The sequence below is a fragment of the Rhodococcus sp. GXMU-t2271 genome, assembly GCF_041414735.1.
Classification (GTDB): domain Bacteria; phylum Actinomycetota; class Actinomycetes; order Mycobacteriales; family Mycobacteriaceae; genus Rhodococcus; species Rhodococcus indonesiensis.
Genome location: NZ_JAUIZP010000045.1, coordinates 18,506 through 33,885 on the forward strand (window position 1 = coordinate 18,506; position 15,380 = coordinate 33,885).

Below are 15,380 nucleotides of genomic sequence, written 5' to 3' on the forward strand. Positions count from 1 at the left end.
CACACCGGTCCGTATGCTGGCCCGTTGTGCAGGTCTCTCAGCTGTGGCGTTACCCGGTCAAGTCGTTCGGCGGCGAACAACTGCAGTCGGCGACGATCGAGCCGGACGGCCTGCGCGGCGACCACCTGTGGGCGGTGATCGACGCCGAGACCGGCGCCGTCGCGACGGCCAAGAAGGTGCGCGCCTGGTCGCGGCTGCTCGAATGCCGCGCCCGACTGCTCGACGACACCGACCCGTCGGATCCGGCCGTCCTCGAGATCACTCTGCCCGACGGCCGGTGCACCCGCGGCGACGACCCACGCACCCCGGGCCTGCTGGCGGAACTGACCGGGCGGGCACTGACGCTGGAAGCCCGCCCGCGCACCTACGACGACGCGCCGGTGCACCTGCTCACGACGGCAGCCGTGGACGCGCTCGGCACGGGCGACGCCGCCGACGTCGCGCTGCGCCGCTTCCGGCCCAACGTGGTGGTCTCGGCGGACGGCACCGGCTTCGTCGAGGACGGCTGGCTGGGCCGGCGGCTCGAGGCGGGGACGGCCGCGCTCGTGCCGACGCAGCGCACGGCCCGGTGCGTGATGGTGACGTTGCCGCACCAGGAGGTGCCGGCCCGGCGCGACATGCTCCGCACCGTCACCGACCGCAACCGCGTGCCGAATCGTCCCGAAGCCACGCCGGCACCGTGCATCGGTGTGTACGCCGATGTCGCGACGGAAGGCGTTCTCGCGGTGGGTGACTCACTGACCGTTCGCTGAGGCGGATCCGCGCGCCGACCGGACGTGGGCGCGCCCGGTTCGGCGCGCCGTTGTCGAGCCCGAGCGCGGATCCGCGCCGGTCAGCGGCCTGCGTCCTTCGCGGGCAGGATGCGGGTGCGGACCTCACCGAAACCGATCCGGGTGCCGTCCGGGCCGGGCGCGGTCGCGGAGATCGAGATCTCGTCGCCGTCCTCGAGGAAGGTGCGGGTCTCGTCGCCGACCTGGACGGGTTCCTTGCCGCCCCAGGTGAGTTCGATGAACGCACCGCGCTGGTCCTTCTCGGGCCCGGAGATGGTGCCGGAGCCGAACAGGTCGCCGGTGCGGGTGGCGGCACCGTTGACGGACGTGTGCGCGAGCATCTGCGCCGGCGACCAGTACATCTGGGCGTACGGCGGACGCGAGACGACGTGACCGTTCCACTCGACCTCGAGATCGATGTCCAGGCCCCACTTCTCGGTGCCCTTCAGGTACGGCAGCGGCTCCGGGTCCTGCACCGGGGTGTCGATGCGGGCCGCCTCGAGCGCGGCCAGCGGCACGACCCACGGGGAGATCGACGTCGCGAACGACTTGCCGAGGTTCGGGCCGAGCGGCACGTACTCCCATGCCTGGATGTCACGGGCCGACCAGTCGTTGAGGATCACCGCGCCGAAGCAGTGGTCGGCGAACTCGTCGGGGGTGACGGTCGAACCCATCTCGGAGCCCACGCCCACGATGAAGCCCATCTCGGCTTCGATGTCGAGGCGGGTCGACGGACCGAACACCGGCGCCGGATCGTTCGGCCCCTTGCGCTGTCCGCACGGACGCACGATGTCCACTCCCGATACGACCACGGTGCTCGACCGGCCGTGGTAGCCGACCGGCAGGTGCTTCCAGTTCGGCATCAGCGGCGACGGATTGTCGGGCCGGAACAGGCGCCCGAGGTTCGACGCGTGGTTCTCGGACGCGTAGAAGTCGACGTAGTCGGCGACGTCGATCGGCAGATGCAGGGTCACGTCCGCGACGGCGTGCACGGCCTCGGCGGGCACGTCCCCGGCGACGAGGTCCTGTAGCGCGGCCCGCACCTCGTCCCAGCGGGCGCGGCCCTGTGCCATGAACGCGTTGAGGGTCGGCTCGGCGAACGCGGGGTCGTCGAACACGACGGACAGGTCGAGAACGGAGTCACCGACGCGCACGCCGACGCGCGACTGCGTTCCGGCCGTGGAGAACACGCCGTAGGGCAGGTTGTTCGCGCCGAAGAGCGAACCTTCCGGAATGTCGATGACGGTCATGCGAGAGATCCTTCGGTGATCGGGGACATCGTCGACGGAACCAGGCCGACCTCGACGAGGTCGACGAGCGGCTCCGCGATGCTGCAGGTGCCGAACGAGCGGAAGCTGTTGCGCAGCTCCTCGATGCGAGCAGGCGGCAGATCGTTCAGTCGCGCAGCGAGACCGGCGCCGTCCCGGTCGGCGAGCACCGCCGCGACGGCAGCGGTGTCCGCACCGTCGAGTACGGCGTCGACGGCGGCGAGTACGTTGAGGAATCCGTGCTGTTCGAATCCGGTGTGCGGGTCGGTGTTGCGGACCGCGTGGTGCAGGCCCGCCGTGGCCTTGAACGGCACCTTCGTGCGGACCACGGTCGAGAGGGCTTCGGCGAGTTCCCGTTCGTCGGGGTACGCCTCGGCGACCACCCCGCCCGTGCGGAACTTCGCCGCGTAACGCGACCCCACGAGTCCCTGGAGGATCTCGGCGCGGCGCTCGTCGCGCGGAACCTCCACGAACAGCGCGACGCCCGGGTACTGCGCGGCGATCACATCGAGAGCGACGAGCACACCGGCGGGACTCTCCCCGGCGGGCACGGCGATCTCGAGGGCAGCCACGGTGACGCCGTCGACGTCGCGCAAGCTCTCCATCGCGGGAACGACGGCGGACGGCCCGCCCGGAACGGTCAGACTCAGGGTGAGGTCGCCGCCGAACGGGCGCTCTCCGAGCGCCTCGAGCAACTCCGGGATCCGCGGCGCCGGGAACACGAACGTGCCCACCAGCCCGGCATGTTCGGCGATGCGGTGCGCGGCGTGGGCCGGCAGGGCGCGATCGAGTGGGGCGTTCCCGGGCGGGAACAGCGCGGCGTCGTCGCACAGCTCCGTCAGCAGGGCTCCGAGAGTGCTCACTTCTGCAGCCCTCGGTTCCAGCTGCCGGCATAGGCCGCGTCCTCGCACGCGAGCGCACCCTCGCCGAGTTCGAGCGGCCGGAACGTGTCCACCATGACGGCGAGCTCGTCGAAGAAGTCGACGCCGATGCTGCGCTCGTAGGCGCCGGGCTGCGGGCCGTGGGCGTGACCACCGGGATGGACGGAGATCGATCCCTGGCCGATGCCGGAGCCCTTGCGGGCCTCGTAGTCCCCGCCGCAGTAGAACATGATCTCGTCGGAGTCGACGTTGGAGTGGTAGTAGGGCACCGGGATCGCCAGCGGGTGGTAGTCCACCTTGCGGGGCACGAAGTTGCAGATGACGAAGTTGTTGCCCTCGAACGCCTGGTGCGCCGGCGGCGGCTGGTGGACCCGGCCGGTGATGGGCTCGTAGTCGTGGATGCTGAAGGTGTACGGGTACAGGCAGCCGTCCCAGCCGACGACGTCGAACGGGTGGTTGGGCACGAGGTAGCGGGTACCGACGATGCCGTGCGACGTGCGGTGCTTGACCAGGACCTCGACGTTGCTGTCCTCGACCTGGATCAGCTCGGTGGGCCCGTGCAGGTCGCGCTCGCAGAACGGTGCGTGCTCGAGGAACTGGCCGAACCGCGACAGGAAGCGCTTCGGCGGGACGATGTGGCTGTTGGCCTCGATGACGTAGGCGCGCAGCGGCTCGTCGCCGGTGGGGATCCAGCGGTGGGTGGTGGCCATCGGCAGCAGCACGTAGTCGCCGGCCTTCGCGTCGAGCACACCGAAGACGGTCTCGACGCGGGCGGTTCCCGACTCGACGTAGACCATCTCGTCGCCGACGACGTTGCGGTAGAGCGGCGACTCCTTCGCCGACACGACGTACGACAGGCGCACGTCCGCGTTGCCCAGGATGAGCCGGCGGCCGGTGACGACGTCGGTCTCGGCCCAGACGGTCTGCGGGAACAGATCGTGCAGCTTCAGGTGGCGCGGCTTGAGCGGGTGGTTCGGGGTGGTGGCCTGGTCGGGCAGCTTCCACTCGGTGGCGTCGACGATGGCCGACGGGATGTGCCGGTGGTACAGCAGCGCCGAGTCGGAGGAGAAGCCCTCCTCGCCCATCAGCTCCTCGTAGACCAGTCCACCGTCCTCGTTGCGGTGCTGCGTGTGCCGCTTCGGCGGGATGACGCCGAGCTGTCGGTAGAACGCCATGGGTTTCAGCTCCTCGGGCTCGTGCTGACCGATCCGCGGTGAACCCCGCGGGATGTTAGTTAATACCTTAACTAGATTTCGGGCGTGAGCGCAACCACATCGGCCGGATCGGTCGTCAGTTGCGGCCGCGGATGTCGAACTGGCTGCGTTTGGTGATGAGCTTGTTGAGCAACATGACCAGGATGTGCTGCTCGGCGTCGGTGAGCACGTCGACCCAGGCCGCTTCCCGCTCGTTCTGCGCCCGGAACGTCTCCACGATCTCGCGTTCGCCGGTCTCGGTGAGCGACAACCGGACCGACCGGCCGTCCTCCGGGTCGGGGGTGCGCGTCAACAGACCCGCCTCGACCAGCGGTTTCGCTAGATTGGAAACGGCGGCGCGGCTCATGCCGGTGAGCTTGGCGGCCATCTTCGGCTCGATCGGACCGGCCAGCCAGGTGACGAACATCAGGCGGTAGGCCGACCACGACCGCCCCCGCGGGCGGTGCACGGCCGCCTCGAGGTCGTACGTGACGATGTCGGAGGCGCGGTTCAGCGTCAGCAGCACCTCGGTGGCCTGCTCGTGGTAGTCACCGTATCGATTGCCCAGACGCCGGTTCGCGAGCTCGACGAAGGACCAGTAGTCGATTTCGCCGGCGTCCACTTCGGTCATGAGCGCCACTTTAACGGAACACCGTCATTTAGTACATGTGTTAATTATATGGGTGGACCCTCGGACCGGCAAGGTCGGAAGACACACAGGGTCACCGCGAACCTCGTCGTGCGCGAATCGGAGCCCGAGGGCCGCGCGCTGATGGTCGTCGAACCACGGCAAGGTGGCGCCGCCCACAATCGGCATCCACGATCGGGATCTCCGCCGCCGTCCCCCACCACCGCGGCCACCCGCAGGCCGCGATCGGTATCTCTGCATTCGACGAGTCCGACCTCGACCGACGCAGCGCCGCAGTGACGGCAGCGGCACGCACGCTCGGCGACCTGCTGCACTGACGCCCACTCGGGGCCGAGCGGGTGCGTCGCGCGCTTGATCAGGCCGACCGCCGGATTTCGTCGATCAGTCCCCATGCGAGCGCCCGCTGCGCGTCGAGCGCGGCGCCGGTGACGAACAGGTGCAGGGCGCGCCAGCGGCCGATGCGGCGCGGGACGCTGACGGTGCCGCCCGCGCCGGGAAGGAGTCCCATTGTCACCTCCGGTAGCCGGAAGACGGTGCCGGGGTCGGCGGCGATCCGGTGTGCGAAGGCCGGGACCTCGATCCCAGCGCCGACGCAGTGCCCGTGCAGGTGCACCGTGGTGCGGTCGGCGAGCTGAGCGATCAGGCGTCCGGCGCCGCCGCGGGTGCGGATCAGGTGCGCCGTGGCGGTGTCCGAGGTGTGGCCGAACTCGTCGAGGTCGCCACCGGCGCAGAACGACGGGCCGGCTCCGTCGAGGATCACCGCCGTGATGGTGTCGTCGAGCAGCGCCAGGCGCAGCGGCAGACGCAGCGACACGGCACCCGAGTCGAGCCGATCGGCCAGCGGGGCGAGGATGTCCCGGATCGTCGCGGCAAGGCGGGACACGAGAGCTGCAGATCGACCGGGGGTAAGGCCAGTTGCCGCCGAGGGCGCCGATGTTCGCGCCGAGGGCGGGTAGTAGATCCGCACGTGCGCGGCTTCGCCGAACTCATGGCATCCGGTCCTCGGTGTTCCACCACGTCAACGCCGGACCGGGGAGTGCGGCGGCGTAGTAGCCCCTGTGGTCGTCTCGTCGGGCCACAACACCCACTCCCTCAGTGGAAGGGCCATCGGTCGTCGATCGACGATCACTCCACCTGCGATCCCCCCAGGAATATGATGGGTTCACTCGAACAAACCGGCTATGGACGAGGCAACCGATGGCCGAGATCGATCCGTTGGCCACGCAGCGGGAGGACCCGCCGCGCATCGTGGCCGAACTGATCGCGGCCGGGTTCGAGGACGTCCACGAGATCGGCCGCGGGGGTTTCGGCGTCGTCTACCGGTGCCGACAACCCGCCCTGGATCGCACCGTGGCGATCAAGGTGCTGACCTCGGAACCGGACCCCGAGAACCTCGAACGCTTCCTACGTGAGCAACGCGCCATGGGGCGGCTGTCCGGACACCCGAATATCGTCACCGTCCACGAGGTCGGCGCCACCGCATCCGGCCAGCCGTACATCGTGATAGAGTACCACCGCCGCAACTCGCTCGAGACCCAAGTCCGAGAACAGGGTCCCCTCCGGTGGGAAGACGCACTCGGGATCGGTGTCAAGATCGCCGGCGCGTTGGAGACCGCGCACCGAATGAACATGCTGCACCGGGACGTGAAACCGGCAAACATCTTGCTCACCGACTACGGGGAGCCACAGCTGACCGACTTCGGAATCGCGCGAATTGCCGGGGCTTTCGAGACTGCGGCGGGGGCGGGTCACGGGATCCCCGGCCTTCACCGCCCCCGAGGTGCTCGCCGGCCAGTCCCCGTCCCGCTCGGCGGATGTGTACGGCCTCGGCGCGACCCTGTTCTGTGTGATCACCGGGCACGCGGCGTACGAGCGGCGCCGCGGCGAATCGGTGGTCGCGCAGTTCCTGCGGATCACAGGGGGCCCGACACCGGACCTGCACGCCGGCACCGCCATCCCCGACGACGTCGGCGAGGTGATCGCGCGCGCGATGGACCGGGACCCGACCACACGCACCAGCACCGCCGCCGAATTCGGCGAACAGTTACGGGCGGTCGAGCAACACCACGGGCTGCCGGTGGACGAGCTACCGGTACCCGAGTCCGGCGAGCCCACCGCCCTCGCCGCTACGCACCCCCGCGCCGCAACTGGCACCGGCCACCGGCGGCGAACCGGATCCGGCCGGCTGACCCCACCGGTGCCCGCCACCCGGCTGCGCCCACCGACAGCGACCCGCCCGCTGGTGGTCCGCGAGCGCCTGCTGCAGCTGCTGCGCGCGCACGGGCGGCGCACCCTGACGGCTGTCACCGCCCCGCCGGGTTTCGGCAAGACGACCCTGGCCGCCCAGTGGTCACGCGAACTGGTCGACGCCGGCGTCCAGGTGGCTTGGCTGTCCGTCGACAGCGACGACAACAAGCCCGTGTGGCTCCTGGCGCATCTGGTCGAATCCCTCCGTCAGGTCCGGCCGGCCCTGGCCCAGGACCTCGACGCGGCGCTGGATGAGTACGGCGAGGACGCCACCCAGTATGTGCTCACCGCGTTGATCAACGAGATTCAGCAGTCCGGGGAGCACATCGCCCTGATCATCGACGACTGGCACCGCGTCTGCGATCCTGCGACCGTCGCTGTGATGGCGTTCCTGCTGGACAATGCCGACGCCGAGTACCTGCAGGTCCTCGTGACCAGCCAGGCACGCACCGGACTGCCGCTCAGCCGCCTGCGGCTGCGCGACGAGTTGATCGAGGTGGACGCGGCCACCCTGCGGTTCGACCCGTCCGAGGTGCGACAGCTGCTGGTCGAGCTGGCCGGACTGCCCCTGACCGATGAGGACGTCGACGCCCTGACCCGCGCAACCGGCGGCTGGGTGGCCGCACTGCAGCTGGTCTCACTGTCGCTGCACGGCAGCGACGATCCAGCGGACTTGATCCGCGGCATCACCGGCCGCCACCAGGTCATCGGGGAATACCTTGCCGAGAACGTTCTCGACACCCTCGAACCCCGAATTCTCGAGTTCCTGCTCGCCACCTGCATCTGCGAATACATCTCCGCGGAGTTGGCGGCCGTGCTGACCGGCGAAACCCGATGCCAGTCACTGCTCGAGGAGATCGAGGACCGGGGTCTGTTCCTGCGCCGAATGGACAAGGACCGCATCTGGTTTCGCTATCACCACCTGTTCCGGGAGTATCTGCAACGCCGGATCGAACGCGAGAACCCCGAACGCGTGACACAGCTGCACCGCACCGCGGCCCGGTGGTTCGCCGAGCATGGGGTCGTCCGCGACGCGGTGGCCCACGCCCAGGCCGCGGGCGACCAGGAGAGGGCCGTCGAACTGGTCGAACGGCACGGCACGAGCCTTCTCGAGCACGCCCAGGTGGCGTCCACGCTGACGCTGCTCGAGAAGCTGCCCCCGACGGTGCTCTCCACCCGCCCCCGCCTGCAACTCATGCTGGCATGGACCACCATCCTGTCGAACCGCATCACCCCCGCCGAGAAAGCCCTCGAGACCGTCGAATCCCTCCTCACCACCGCCGCCCTCCCCGCCGACCAGATCGAGGACCTGCGCGCCGAGATCGGGGTGGTGCGCGCCGTCATAGCGGCCCGGTGCGACCGCTTCGACACGATCGACGAGCTGGTCCGCCCCGCCCTGACCCGGGCCGACTCGCTCGTCCCCTGGGTGGTGTCCGCGGCGGCGAACCTCGCCAGCCTGGCCGCGATCTACCGGTTCGATTTCGACGCGACCGAGCGGCTCCAGGACTGGGCCGCGTCCTACCACGCCCGCAACAGCGGGCCGTATGCCCAGATGCAGGGCTACTGCTGTCTCGGCATCGCCGCGCACGAACGACTCGCCATCGCCATGGCCGAAGAACGGTTCCGGCAGGCGTTGCGGGTGGCCCGCAGCCCGGGCGACGGACATTCGCTCGCGGCACGGCTGGCAGGGTCACTGCTCGGCGAGCTGCTCTACGAGCAGGACCGTCTCGACGAGGCGGAACGACTCCTCGACGAGGCCTATCTGCTCGGCTCCGAGGGCGGAGCCGTGGAGTTCAAGGCGGCCCGATATGCAATCGGTGCCCGGATCAAGGCACTGCGGGGCGATCGCACAGCGGCCGCGCAGCGCCTGGATGCGGGCGCTCGGGCCGCGCATACGCTGTCGCTGCCCCGGCTGCGGGCTCGGATCGAGGACGAACGCGTGCGGTTGGAGCTGCCCCCGACCGCCGGCATTCCCCCACCCTCCTCGATCAGCTATTCCGAGCGGCGACGGCCGGTGCACGGGGTCGAGGCGATCACTGCCCAACTCGACGAGACCGTCGCCATCTGGGCACTGCTCGACGACGGCACGCCGGCGTCGACAGAACTGGCCTGCACCTGGGCACAGGAATGGGTCGACATGCTCGACGACACCGACCGGTCGCGGGCGCTACTGCAGGCGCGACGGCTGCTGGTCAACACCCTCGCCGCGGCCGGTCGCACCGACGACGCCAAGAAGGTGCTCGCGACGATCACCGCGCAGTGCACCGCCCTCGGCATCGTGCGCTATCTCCTCGACGGCGGATCGCTCCTGAGGGCGTTGCTCGAGGATTTGCGGGCGGACCTGAGGGCGGGGCGGTGGCGAGACGACTGGCCCGCGGTGCCCGACCGATTCTGGGCCGCGCTCACCCCGACCGAACCGTGACGCCAGGCGCCAGATGTCGACTCGGCGCCGGGCTCTGGGTGACCCGCACGCCGACACGGGCACCGTACCCGCTGCCCCGGCGAGCACCCGACCCTGGTGAGCACCCGGATCGCGCAGGCCCGTGACCGTGAACCGCCCTGGACGAGGTGGGGCTTCCGATGCTGCTCGACTGCCCGCTCGCTGAACCGCTTTCCGATCCTATCTCGAACCCATTGCTTTGCACGATTATCGAGGAACGACCCGCTTTCTCCACTGAACGTGATGTCCGGGCGGCCGGCGCGTGCCGCGAGTGACCGAGCAGCATCTCGGATCCTCCGCGGAGAAGTACTCCGGCACCGTCGAACGGGTCCGATCCAGAGCGGTGTAGTGCCGCACCTACCTCACCCCTCGCTCGGATCCCGGCCGGTGCCCCGCTCCGGACGAGTCGGACCCGAACAGCGCCCCCAGCCGCTGCAGCAGACTCCGGCGCGGTCGCCGGTCGAGGTCCCGGACGGTGACTGTGCTGCCGCCCTCGGCCGCGGCCTCGACGGTCACGACGTCACCGGGGAATCGCAGCTCCCACCGGCCGCGATCGACCGTCTGCGCGGTCGGCTCCTGCCTGCGCACGATCGCCTCGACCGTCACCTGCACCGGATCCGGCGAGTGGTAGATCTCGACGCCTCCCCGCGTCTCCCGATGCTCGTAGGTTGCGGCGATGTGATCCCGGCTCCCGCCGCCGCAGCCCACGAGCAGCAGCAACGACGTGAGCACCGGCACCGCCCGTTTCGCGACGGACGCCCGGCTTACGCGCACGATTCCCCCCATGAAATCCCCCCGTATCGAATTGTTCCGCGGGGCACCCTACAGTCCGGAAGTGACATGCCTCGCGCGCGTGCCCGTTTCGTGTCTCGTACCACGAGGAGGCCGACAAGGCCCCACATCTGAACACGTGCGTGCACAATTGAAGGGCACCGCACCGACTCCACGCATCACGGAAGGCCTGGAATGAGTTCGACGGAGATCAGCGCCGACCCGCACGCCGGCACCCTGCGCAGCCCCCGCTTCTGGCTCGCGCCGGTCGTCGTGGTTACCGCTGTGATGGCGGCCCTGGCGGCCCTCTACATCGGCAGCATGATCAATCCGGCCGACAATCTGCACAGGTTCCCGGTCGCCATCGTCAACCAGGACGTCGGCGACGTGCTGCCCGGTTCGGACCAGCAGCGCAATCTCGGCGCCGAGATCACCGCCGCCGTCGCCGACGGGGTCGATCCAGCGGAGATCGACCTGCAGCAGGTCGGGATCTCCGGGGCGATCTCGGGACTCGACTCGGGCCGGCTCTACGGCGCGATCGTGATCCCGAGCGACTTCACCAAGCGCACGTCCATCCTCGCGCAGGGCAGCGTGATCCCCGGCGACATCGAGAAGCCGATCATCACCGTCTACACCAACCCCCGCACCGGCACCTTCGGCAAGGGCATCGTCGAGTCGATCGCCGACCGTGCCCTGACCACCGTGAACACCACCGTCGGGGAGCAACTCACCACCACGGTCACCGACGCCCTCGCCGCCAGCGCCCCGGATCTGCAGTTGTCCGGCGGCAGCCGGCTGACGCTGGCCGATCCGATCGACGTCCGCTTCGTCGAGCACAAGCCGCTGCCCGACGGCACCGGGCTGGGCCTGTCCGCGTTCTACTACACGCTGCTGCTCATCCTCGCGGGTTTCACCGGCGCCACCATCGTCAACTCGCTCGTCGACAGCGCCCTCGGGTTCGTCCCCACCGAGTACGGACCGTGGTACGTCGACCGGAAGACGGCGCATCTGTCGCGGTTCCGGGTGCTGCTCGTGAAGTGGGCGATCATGGTGATCCTGGGGTTGATCGTCTCGGCGCTCTACCTGTGGATCGCCACCCTGCTCGGCATGCCGGTGACTCGTGCCCTGCTGCTGTGGGAGTACGGGGCCCTCGCGATCACGGCCGTGGGCGTCACCTCGATCTCGGTGATGGCCGTGTTCGGTTCCGCCGGACTGCTGGTGAACCTGTTGATCTTCATCATCCTGGGTCTGCCGTCGTCGGGCGGGACCGTGCCGCTCGAGGCGATGCCGCCGCTGTACGCGTGGCTGTCGACCTTCGAACCGATGCATCAGGTGTACATCGCGACCCGGGCCATCCTGTACTTCGACGGCGGCGGCCCCGCCGGGCTGACCCGCGGCGCCCTGATGACCCTGCTCGGCCTCGGGATCGGCCTCGCGCTGGGGGCGGTGGTGACCCGAATCTACGACGTGCGCGGGTTCCACCGCCGCAGCGATGCCGAACCGGCACCGGTTCCGGCGTAGGACGCGCAAGACGGGACCCCGCTGCTCCTCGAGGGCAGAGCAGCGAGGTCCCAGGTCTCGAAGGTAGCGTTCCGATTCCGCCCGGCCCAGCCGCGCCGGGGTGAAACGGGGGATGAAACGGGCCCTCGCCGGTAGTTCGCCGACAGCGAGGCTGGATGAACGCATCGAATGCCGACACGACCGTTTCGGAGTACGCTCATTAATGAGTTCACTCATTTCGGGAGGCGCGTCATGGTTACTCCGTCGGGAACCCCGGGTCGTCGAGACCGGAACATGCAGGACAAGCAGACCCGAATCTTCGCTGCCGCCGCGTCGTTGTTCGCCGAGAAGGGCTTCGAGCGAGTCACGACACAGCAGATCTCCGAACGTGCGGACGTCGCGGCCGGAACGCTGTTCCGCTACGCGACATCCAAGGGCGAACTGCTGATGATGGTCTACAACCAGCAGTTCCGGGCGGCCCTGAGCGCCGGCGAGCGCGAATCCCGATCGCGGCGCGACCCGGTGGACGCTGTGCAGGCCGTCGTCGGGCCTCTTCTCGCGGCCGCCGACAGCAACGTCGAGAACACGGTGAACTACCAACGAGAACTGCTGTTCGGTTCCGCCGACGAGAAGTACCGTTCCGAGGGGCTCGAGCTCGTCGCCCGTTTGGAAGAGACGATCGCGCACCGGCTCGTCGAGGCCGCACGGAACCGAGGGCTGGACGAGAGACAAGCAGAGGACCAGGCTCGGCACGCCAGCCGGAGCATCTTCGCGATCCTGCACCTGATCCTTGCGCGCGCGTTCACCGGTGCGCATCCCCACAACGACCCCGAAGCCGACCTGCACGCCCAGATCGACCAGATCGTCACGGGCTTCTTCGCAGCACTCGACGACGACCGCCCGGCCCGCGGTAAGCGGGAACCGGGCACGTCCTGACCACACCGAAAGAAGGAATCATGACCAGCCGGATCAGCAAGGTGACGGTCCTGGGGACCGGAGTCTTGGGGGCGCAGATCGCCTTCCAGTCCGCGTACAGCGGATTCGACGTCACCGCCTACGACATCAGTGACGACGCCCTCGCCAACGCACAGAAGCGCTTCGACGAGCTCGCCGAGACGTACAAGCGTGAGGTTCCCGGTGCCGGCGACGGAAAGGCGGAGGCGGCTGCGACCGGCATCCGTCTGTCCTCCGACCTCGCGGACGCCGTCGAGGGCGCCGACCTCGTCGTCGAAGCCGTGCCCGAGGTCCTCGACGTCAAGCGGGACATCTACACGAAGCTGGGTGAGGTCGCACCCGAGAAGACGATCTTCGCCACCAACTCGTCCACGCTGCTGCCGAGTGACATGAAGGACTTCACCGGCCGACCCGACAAGTTCCTCGCGCTGCACTTCGCCAACCAGGTGTGGAAGTTCAACACGGCCGAGATCATGGGCACCGACGACACCGACCCCGCGGTGTTCGATCAAGTCGTCGACTTCGCCGCGGCCATCGGTATGGTTCCGATCCCGATCCACAAGGAGAAGGCCGGCTATGTCCTGAACTCGCTGCTCGTGCCGTTCCTCAACGCGGCGGGTGAACTCGCCGCCGGTGGCTACGCCGACCCCCAGGACGTCGACAAGGTGTGGCGGATCGCCACCGGCGCACCCATGGGGCCCTTCCAGATCTACGACATCATCGGGCTCACCACGCCGTACAACATCCTCTCCCACGGCGACGAGAAGGACCGGACCATCGCCGCGTGGTTGAAAGAGAACTACATCGACGTCGGCAAGCTCGGTGTGGCGACGGGCGAAGGGTTCTACCGCTACTCGAACGACAAGTAACGACGACCGACCACGGCGAAAGGGCTACGCGTCATGTACTACAGCAGCGGAAACTACGAAGCGTTCGCCCGGCCCCGCAAGCCCGCAGGGGTGGACGAGAAGACAGCATGGTTCGTCGGGGCCGGACTCGCCTCCCTGTCCGGAGCCGCCTTCCTGATCCGGGACGGGCAGATGCCCGCGTCCGGAATCACCATCCTGGAACGACTGAAACTGCCAGGCGGTGCGCTCGACGGCATCAAGGAACCCGAGAAGGGCTTCGTGATCCGCGGAGGCCGCGAGATGGAGGACCACTTCGAGTGTCTGTGGGACCTGTTCCGGTCCGTTCCGTCCATCGAAATCGACGGTGCGAGCGTTCTCGACGAGTTCTACTGGCTGAACAAGGACGACCCCAACTTCTCGCTGCAACGGGCAACGGAGAAGCAGGGCCGCGATGCACACACCGACGGCCTGTTCACCCTGAACCAGCGGGCACAGAAGGACATCGTCAAGGTGTTCCTCGCCAGCCGCGAGGAAATGGAGAACAAGCGGATCGACGAGGTCTTCGGCCGTGACTTCCTCGACAGCAACTTCTGGCTCTACTGGCGCACGATGTTCGCATTCGAGGAATGGCACAGCGCCCTCGAGATGAAGCTCTACCTGCACCGCTTCATCCACCACATCGGCGGCCTGCCGGACTTCTCCGCCCTGAAGTTCACCAAGTACAACCAGTACGAGTCCCTCGTGCTACCGCTGTACAAGTGGCTCCTCGACCAGGGCGTGACCTTCCGGTTCGCCACCGAGGTCACCGACATCGACTTCGACATCACCCCGGACCGCAAGCAGGCCACGCGCATCCACTGGGTCACCGAGGAGGGCACAGGCGGAGTCGACCTCGGCGAGAACGACCTGCTCTTCACCACCATCGGTTCACTGACCGAGAACTCCGACAACGGTGACCACCACACCCCGGCCCGACTCGACGAGGGCCCGGCCCCGGCGTGGGACCTGTGGCGCAGGATCGCCGCCAAGGATCCGTCCTTCGGGCATCCGGATGTGTTCGGCGGCCACATCCCCCGGACGAAGTGGGAATCGGCGACTGTCACCACGCTCGACAAGCGCATCCCCTCCTACATCGAGAAGATCTGCAAGCGTGACCCGTTCAGCGGCAAGGTGGTCACCGGCGGTATCGTCACCGCCAAGGACTCCAGTTGGCTGATGAGTTGGACCGTCAACCGGCAGCCGCATTTCAAGCAGCAACCCTCGGACCAGATCGTCGTCTGGGTCTACTCGCTGTTCGTCGACGTCCCCGGAGACTACGTGCACAAGCCGATGCAGGAATGCACCGGCGAGGAGATCACGCAGGAATGGCTCTACCACATGGGCGTTCCCGTCGACGAGATTCCCGAGCTCGCCGCGGACGGCGCAAAGTGCGTGCCCGTCATGATGCCCTACGTGACGTCGTTCTTCATGCCCCGTCAGGCGGGCGACCGGCCGGACGTGGTTCCGGAGGGCGCGGTGAACTTCGCCTTCATCGGGCAGTTCGCCGAGACGACCCGCGACTGCATCTTCACCACCGAATATTCGGTGCGCACCGGGATGGAGGCCGCGTATCGTCTGCTCGACATCGAACGCGGTGTTCCGGAGGTCTTCGGCTCGACCTACGACATCCGGGAACTGCTCGCGGCCACCAGCAGGCTGCGGGACGGGAAGGAACTGCACCTTCCCGGTCCGAAGCTGCTGCGCGAGAACCTGATCGCAAAGCTCGAAGCGACGGAGATCGCCGACCTGCTTCAGGAGTCCGGCCTGCTTTCCGAGTAGCTGCGGGTCCGGAGTCGGCGGTGTCGGCACGACAGTGCAGA

10 protein-coding genes and 2 pseudogenes are annotated in these 15,380 nt (G+C 68.3%); 6 read left to right on the forward strand and 6 right to left on the reverse strand.

Translation table 11 applies throughout. The features are described 5' to 3' along the window. Positions 1 to 26: 26 nt before the first annotated feature. Positions 27 to 752: an MOSC domain-containing protein gene (locus QYS60_RS17385; protein ID WP_289380269.1), complete on the forward strand. Its 726-nt coding sequence runs from the start codon at positions 27 to 29 to the stop codon at positions 750 to 752. Between the two features lie 80 nt (positions 753 to 832). Here QYS60_RS17385 and fahA read toward each other — a convergent pair whose 3' ends face one another. From fahA to QYS60_RS17410, 5 genes and pseudogenes are all read right to left on the reverse strand, one after another. Further along, on the reverse strand, positions 833 to 2,020 hold the full coding sequence (gene fahA / locus QYS60_RS17390; protein ID WP_371383764.1) for a fumarylacetoacetase: 1,188 nt from the start codon (positions 2,018 to 2,020) through the stop codon (positions 833 to 835). Then, a complete protein-coding gene (locus tag QYS60_RS17395; protein ID WP_371383765.1) occupies positions 2,017 to 2,901 on the reverse strand; it encodes a hypothetical protein in 885 nt (294 codons plus the stop codon). Before QYS60_RS17395 ends, fahA begins: the two co-directional genes overlap by 4 nt. Beyond that, positions 2,898 to 4,094: a homogentisate 1,2-dioxygenase gene (locus QYS60_RS17400; RefSeq protein WP_371383766.1), complete on the reverse strand. Its 1,197-nt coding sequence runs from the start codon at positions 4,092 to 4,094 to the stop codon at positions 2,898 to 2,900. Before QYS60_RS17400 ends, QYS60_RS17395 begins: the two co-directional genes overlap by 4 nt. 115 nt (positions 4,095 to 4,209) lie before the next feature. Beyond that, positions 4,210 to 4,743, reverse strand: coding sequence for a MarR family winged helix-turn-helix transcriptional regulator (locus tag QYS60_RS17405; protein ID WP_371383767.1), 534 nt, complete (start codon positions 4,741 to 4,743; stop codon positions 4,210 to 4,212). A gap of 373 nt (positions 4,744 to 5,116) precedes the next feature. Then, a pseudogene (locus QYS60_RS17410) lies at positions 5,117 to 5,557 on the reverse strand (enoyl-CoA hydratase/isomerase family protein); the annotation flags it as partial. A gap of 401 nt (positions 5,558 to 5,958) precedes the next feature. Here QYS60_RS17410 and QYS60_RS17415 point away from each other — a divergent pair. Then, a pseudogene (locus QYS60_RS17415) lies at positions 5,959 to 9,430 on the forward strand (protein kinase). A gap of 375 nt (positions 9,431 to 9,805) precedes the next feature. On the opposite strand, the gene QYS60_RS17420 reads toward QYS60_RS17415, so the two are convergent. After that, on the reverse strand, positions 9,806 to 10,222 hold the full coding sequence (locus QYS60_RS17420) for a DUF4247 domain-containing protein (protein ID WP_371383768.1): 417 nt from the start codon (positions 10,220 to 10,222) through the stop codon (positions 9,806 to 9,808). A gap of 192 nt (positions 10,223 to 10,414) precedes the next feature. Here QYS60_RS17420 and QYS60_RS17425 point away from each other — a divergent pair, with 192 nt between their 5' ends. The 4 genes from QYS60_RS17425 (at position 10,415) to QYS60_RS17440 (ending at position 15,339) form a co-directional block, all read left to right on the forward strand. Further along, positions 10,415 to 11,740, forward strand: coding sequence for a YhgE/Pip domain-containing protein (locus QYS60_RS17425; protein ID WP_371383769.1), 1,326 nt, complete (start codon positions 10,415 to 10,417; stop codon positions 11,738 to 11,740). A 273-nt stretch (positions 11,741 to 12,013) separates the two neighbouring features. Continuing rightward, on the forward strand, positions 12,014 to 12,655 hold the full coding sequence (locus tag QYS60_RS17430) for a TetR/AcrR family transcriptional regulator (protein WP_210063087.1): 642 nt from the start codon (positions 12,014 to 12,016) through the stop codon (positions 12,653 to 12,655). 20 nt (positions 12,656 to 12,675) lie between these two features. After that, complete coding sequence (locus QYS60_RS17435; protein WP_210063088.1) at positions 12,676 to 13,542, forward strand: 3-hydroxyacyl-CoA dehydrogenase; 867 nt, start codon at positions 12,676 to 12,678, stop codon at positions 13,540 to 13,542. Between the two features lie 33 nt (positions 13,543 to 13,575). Beyond that, the gene (locus tag QYS60_RS17440; protein WP_048771572.1) at positions 13,576 to 15,339 is read left to right on the forward strand and encodes an oleate hydratase; all 1,764 of its coding nucleotides are present in this window, start codon (positions 13,576 to 13,578) and stop codon (positions 15,337 to 15,339) included. Positions 15,340 to 15,380: the final 41 nt, after the last annotated feature.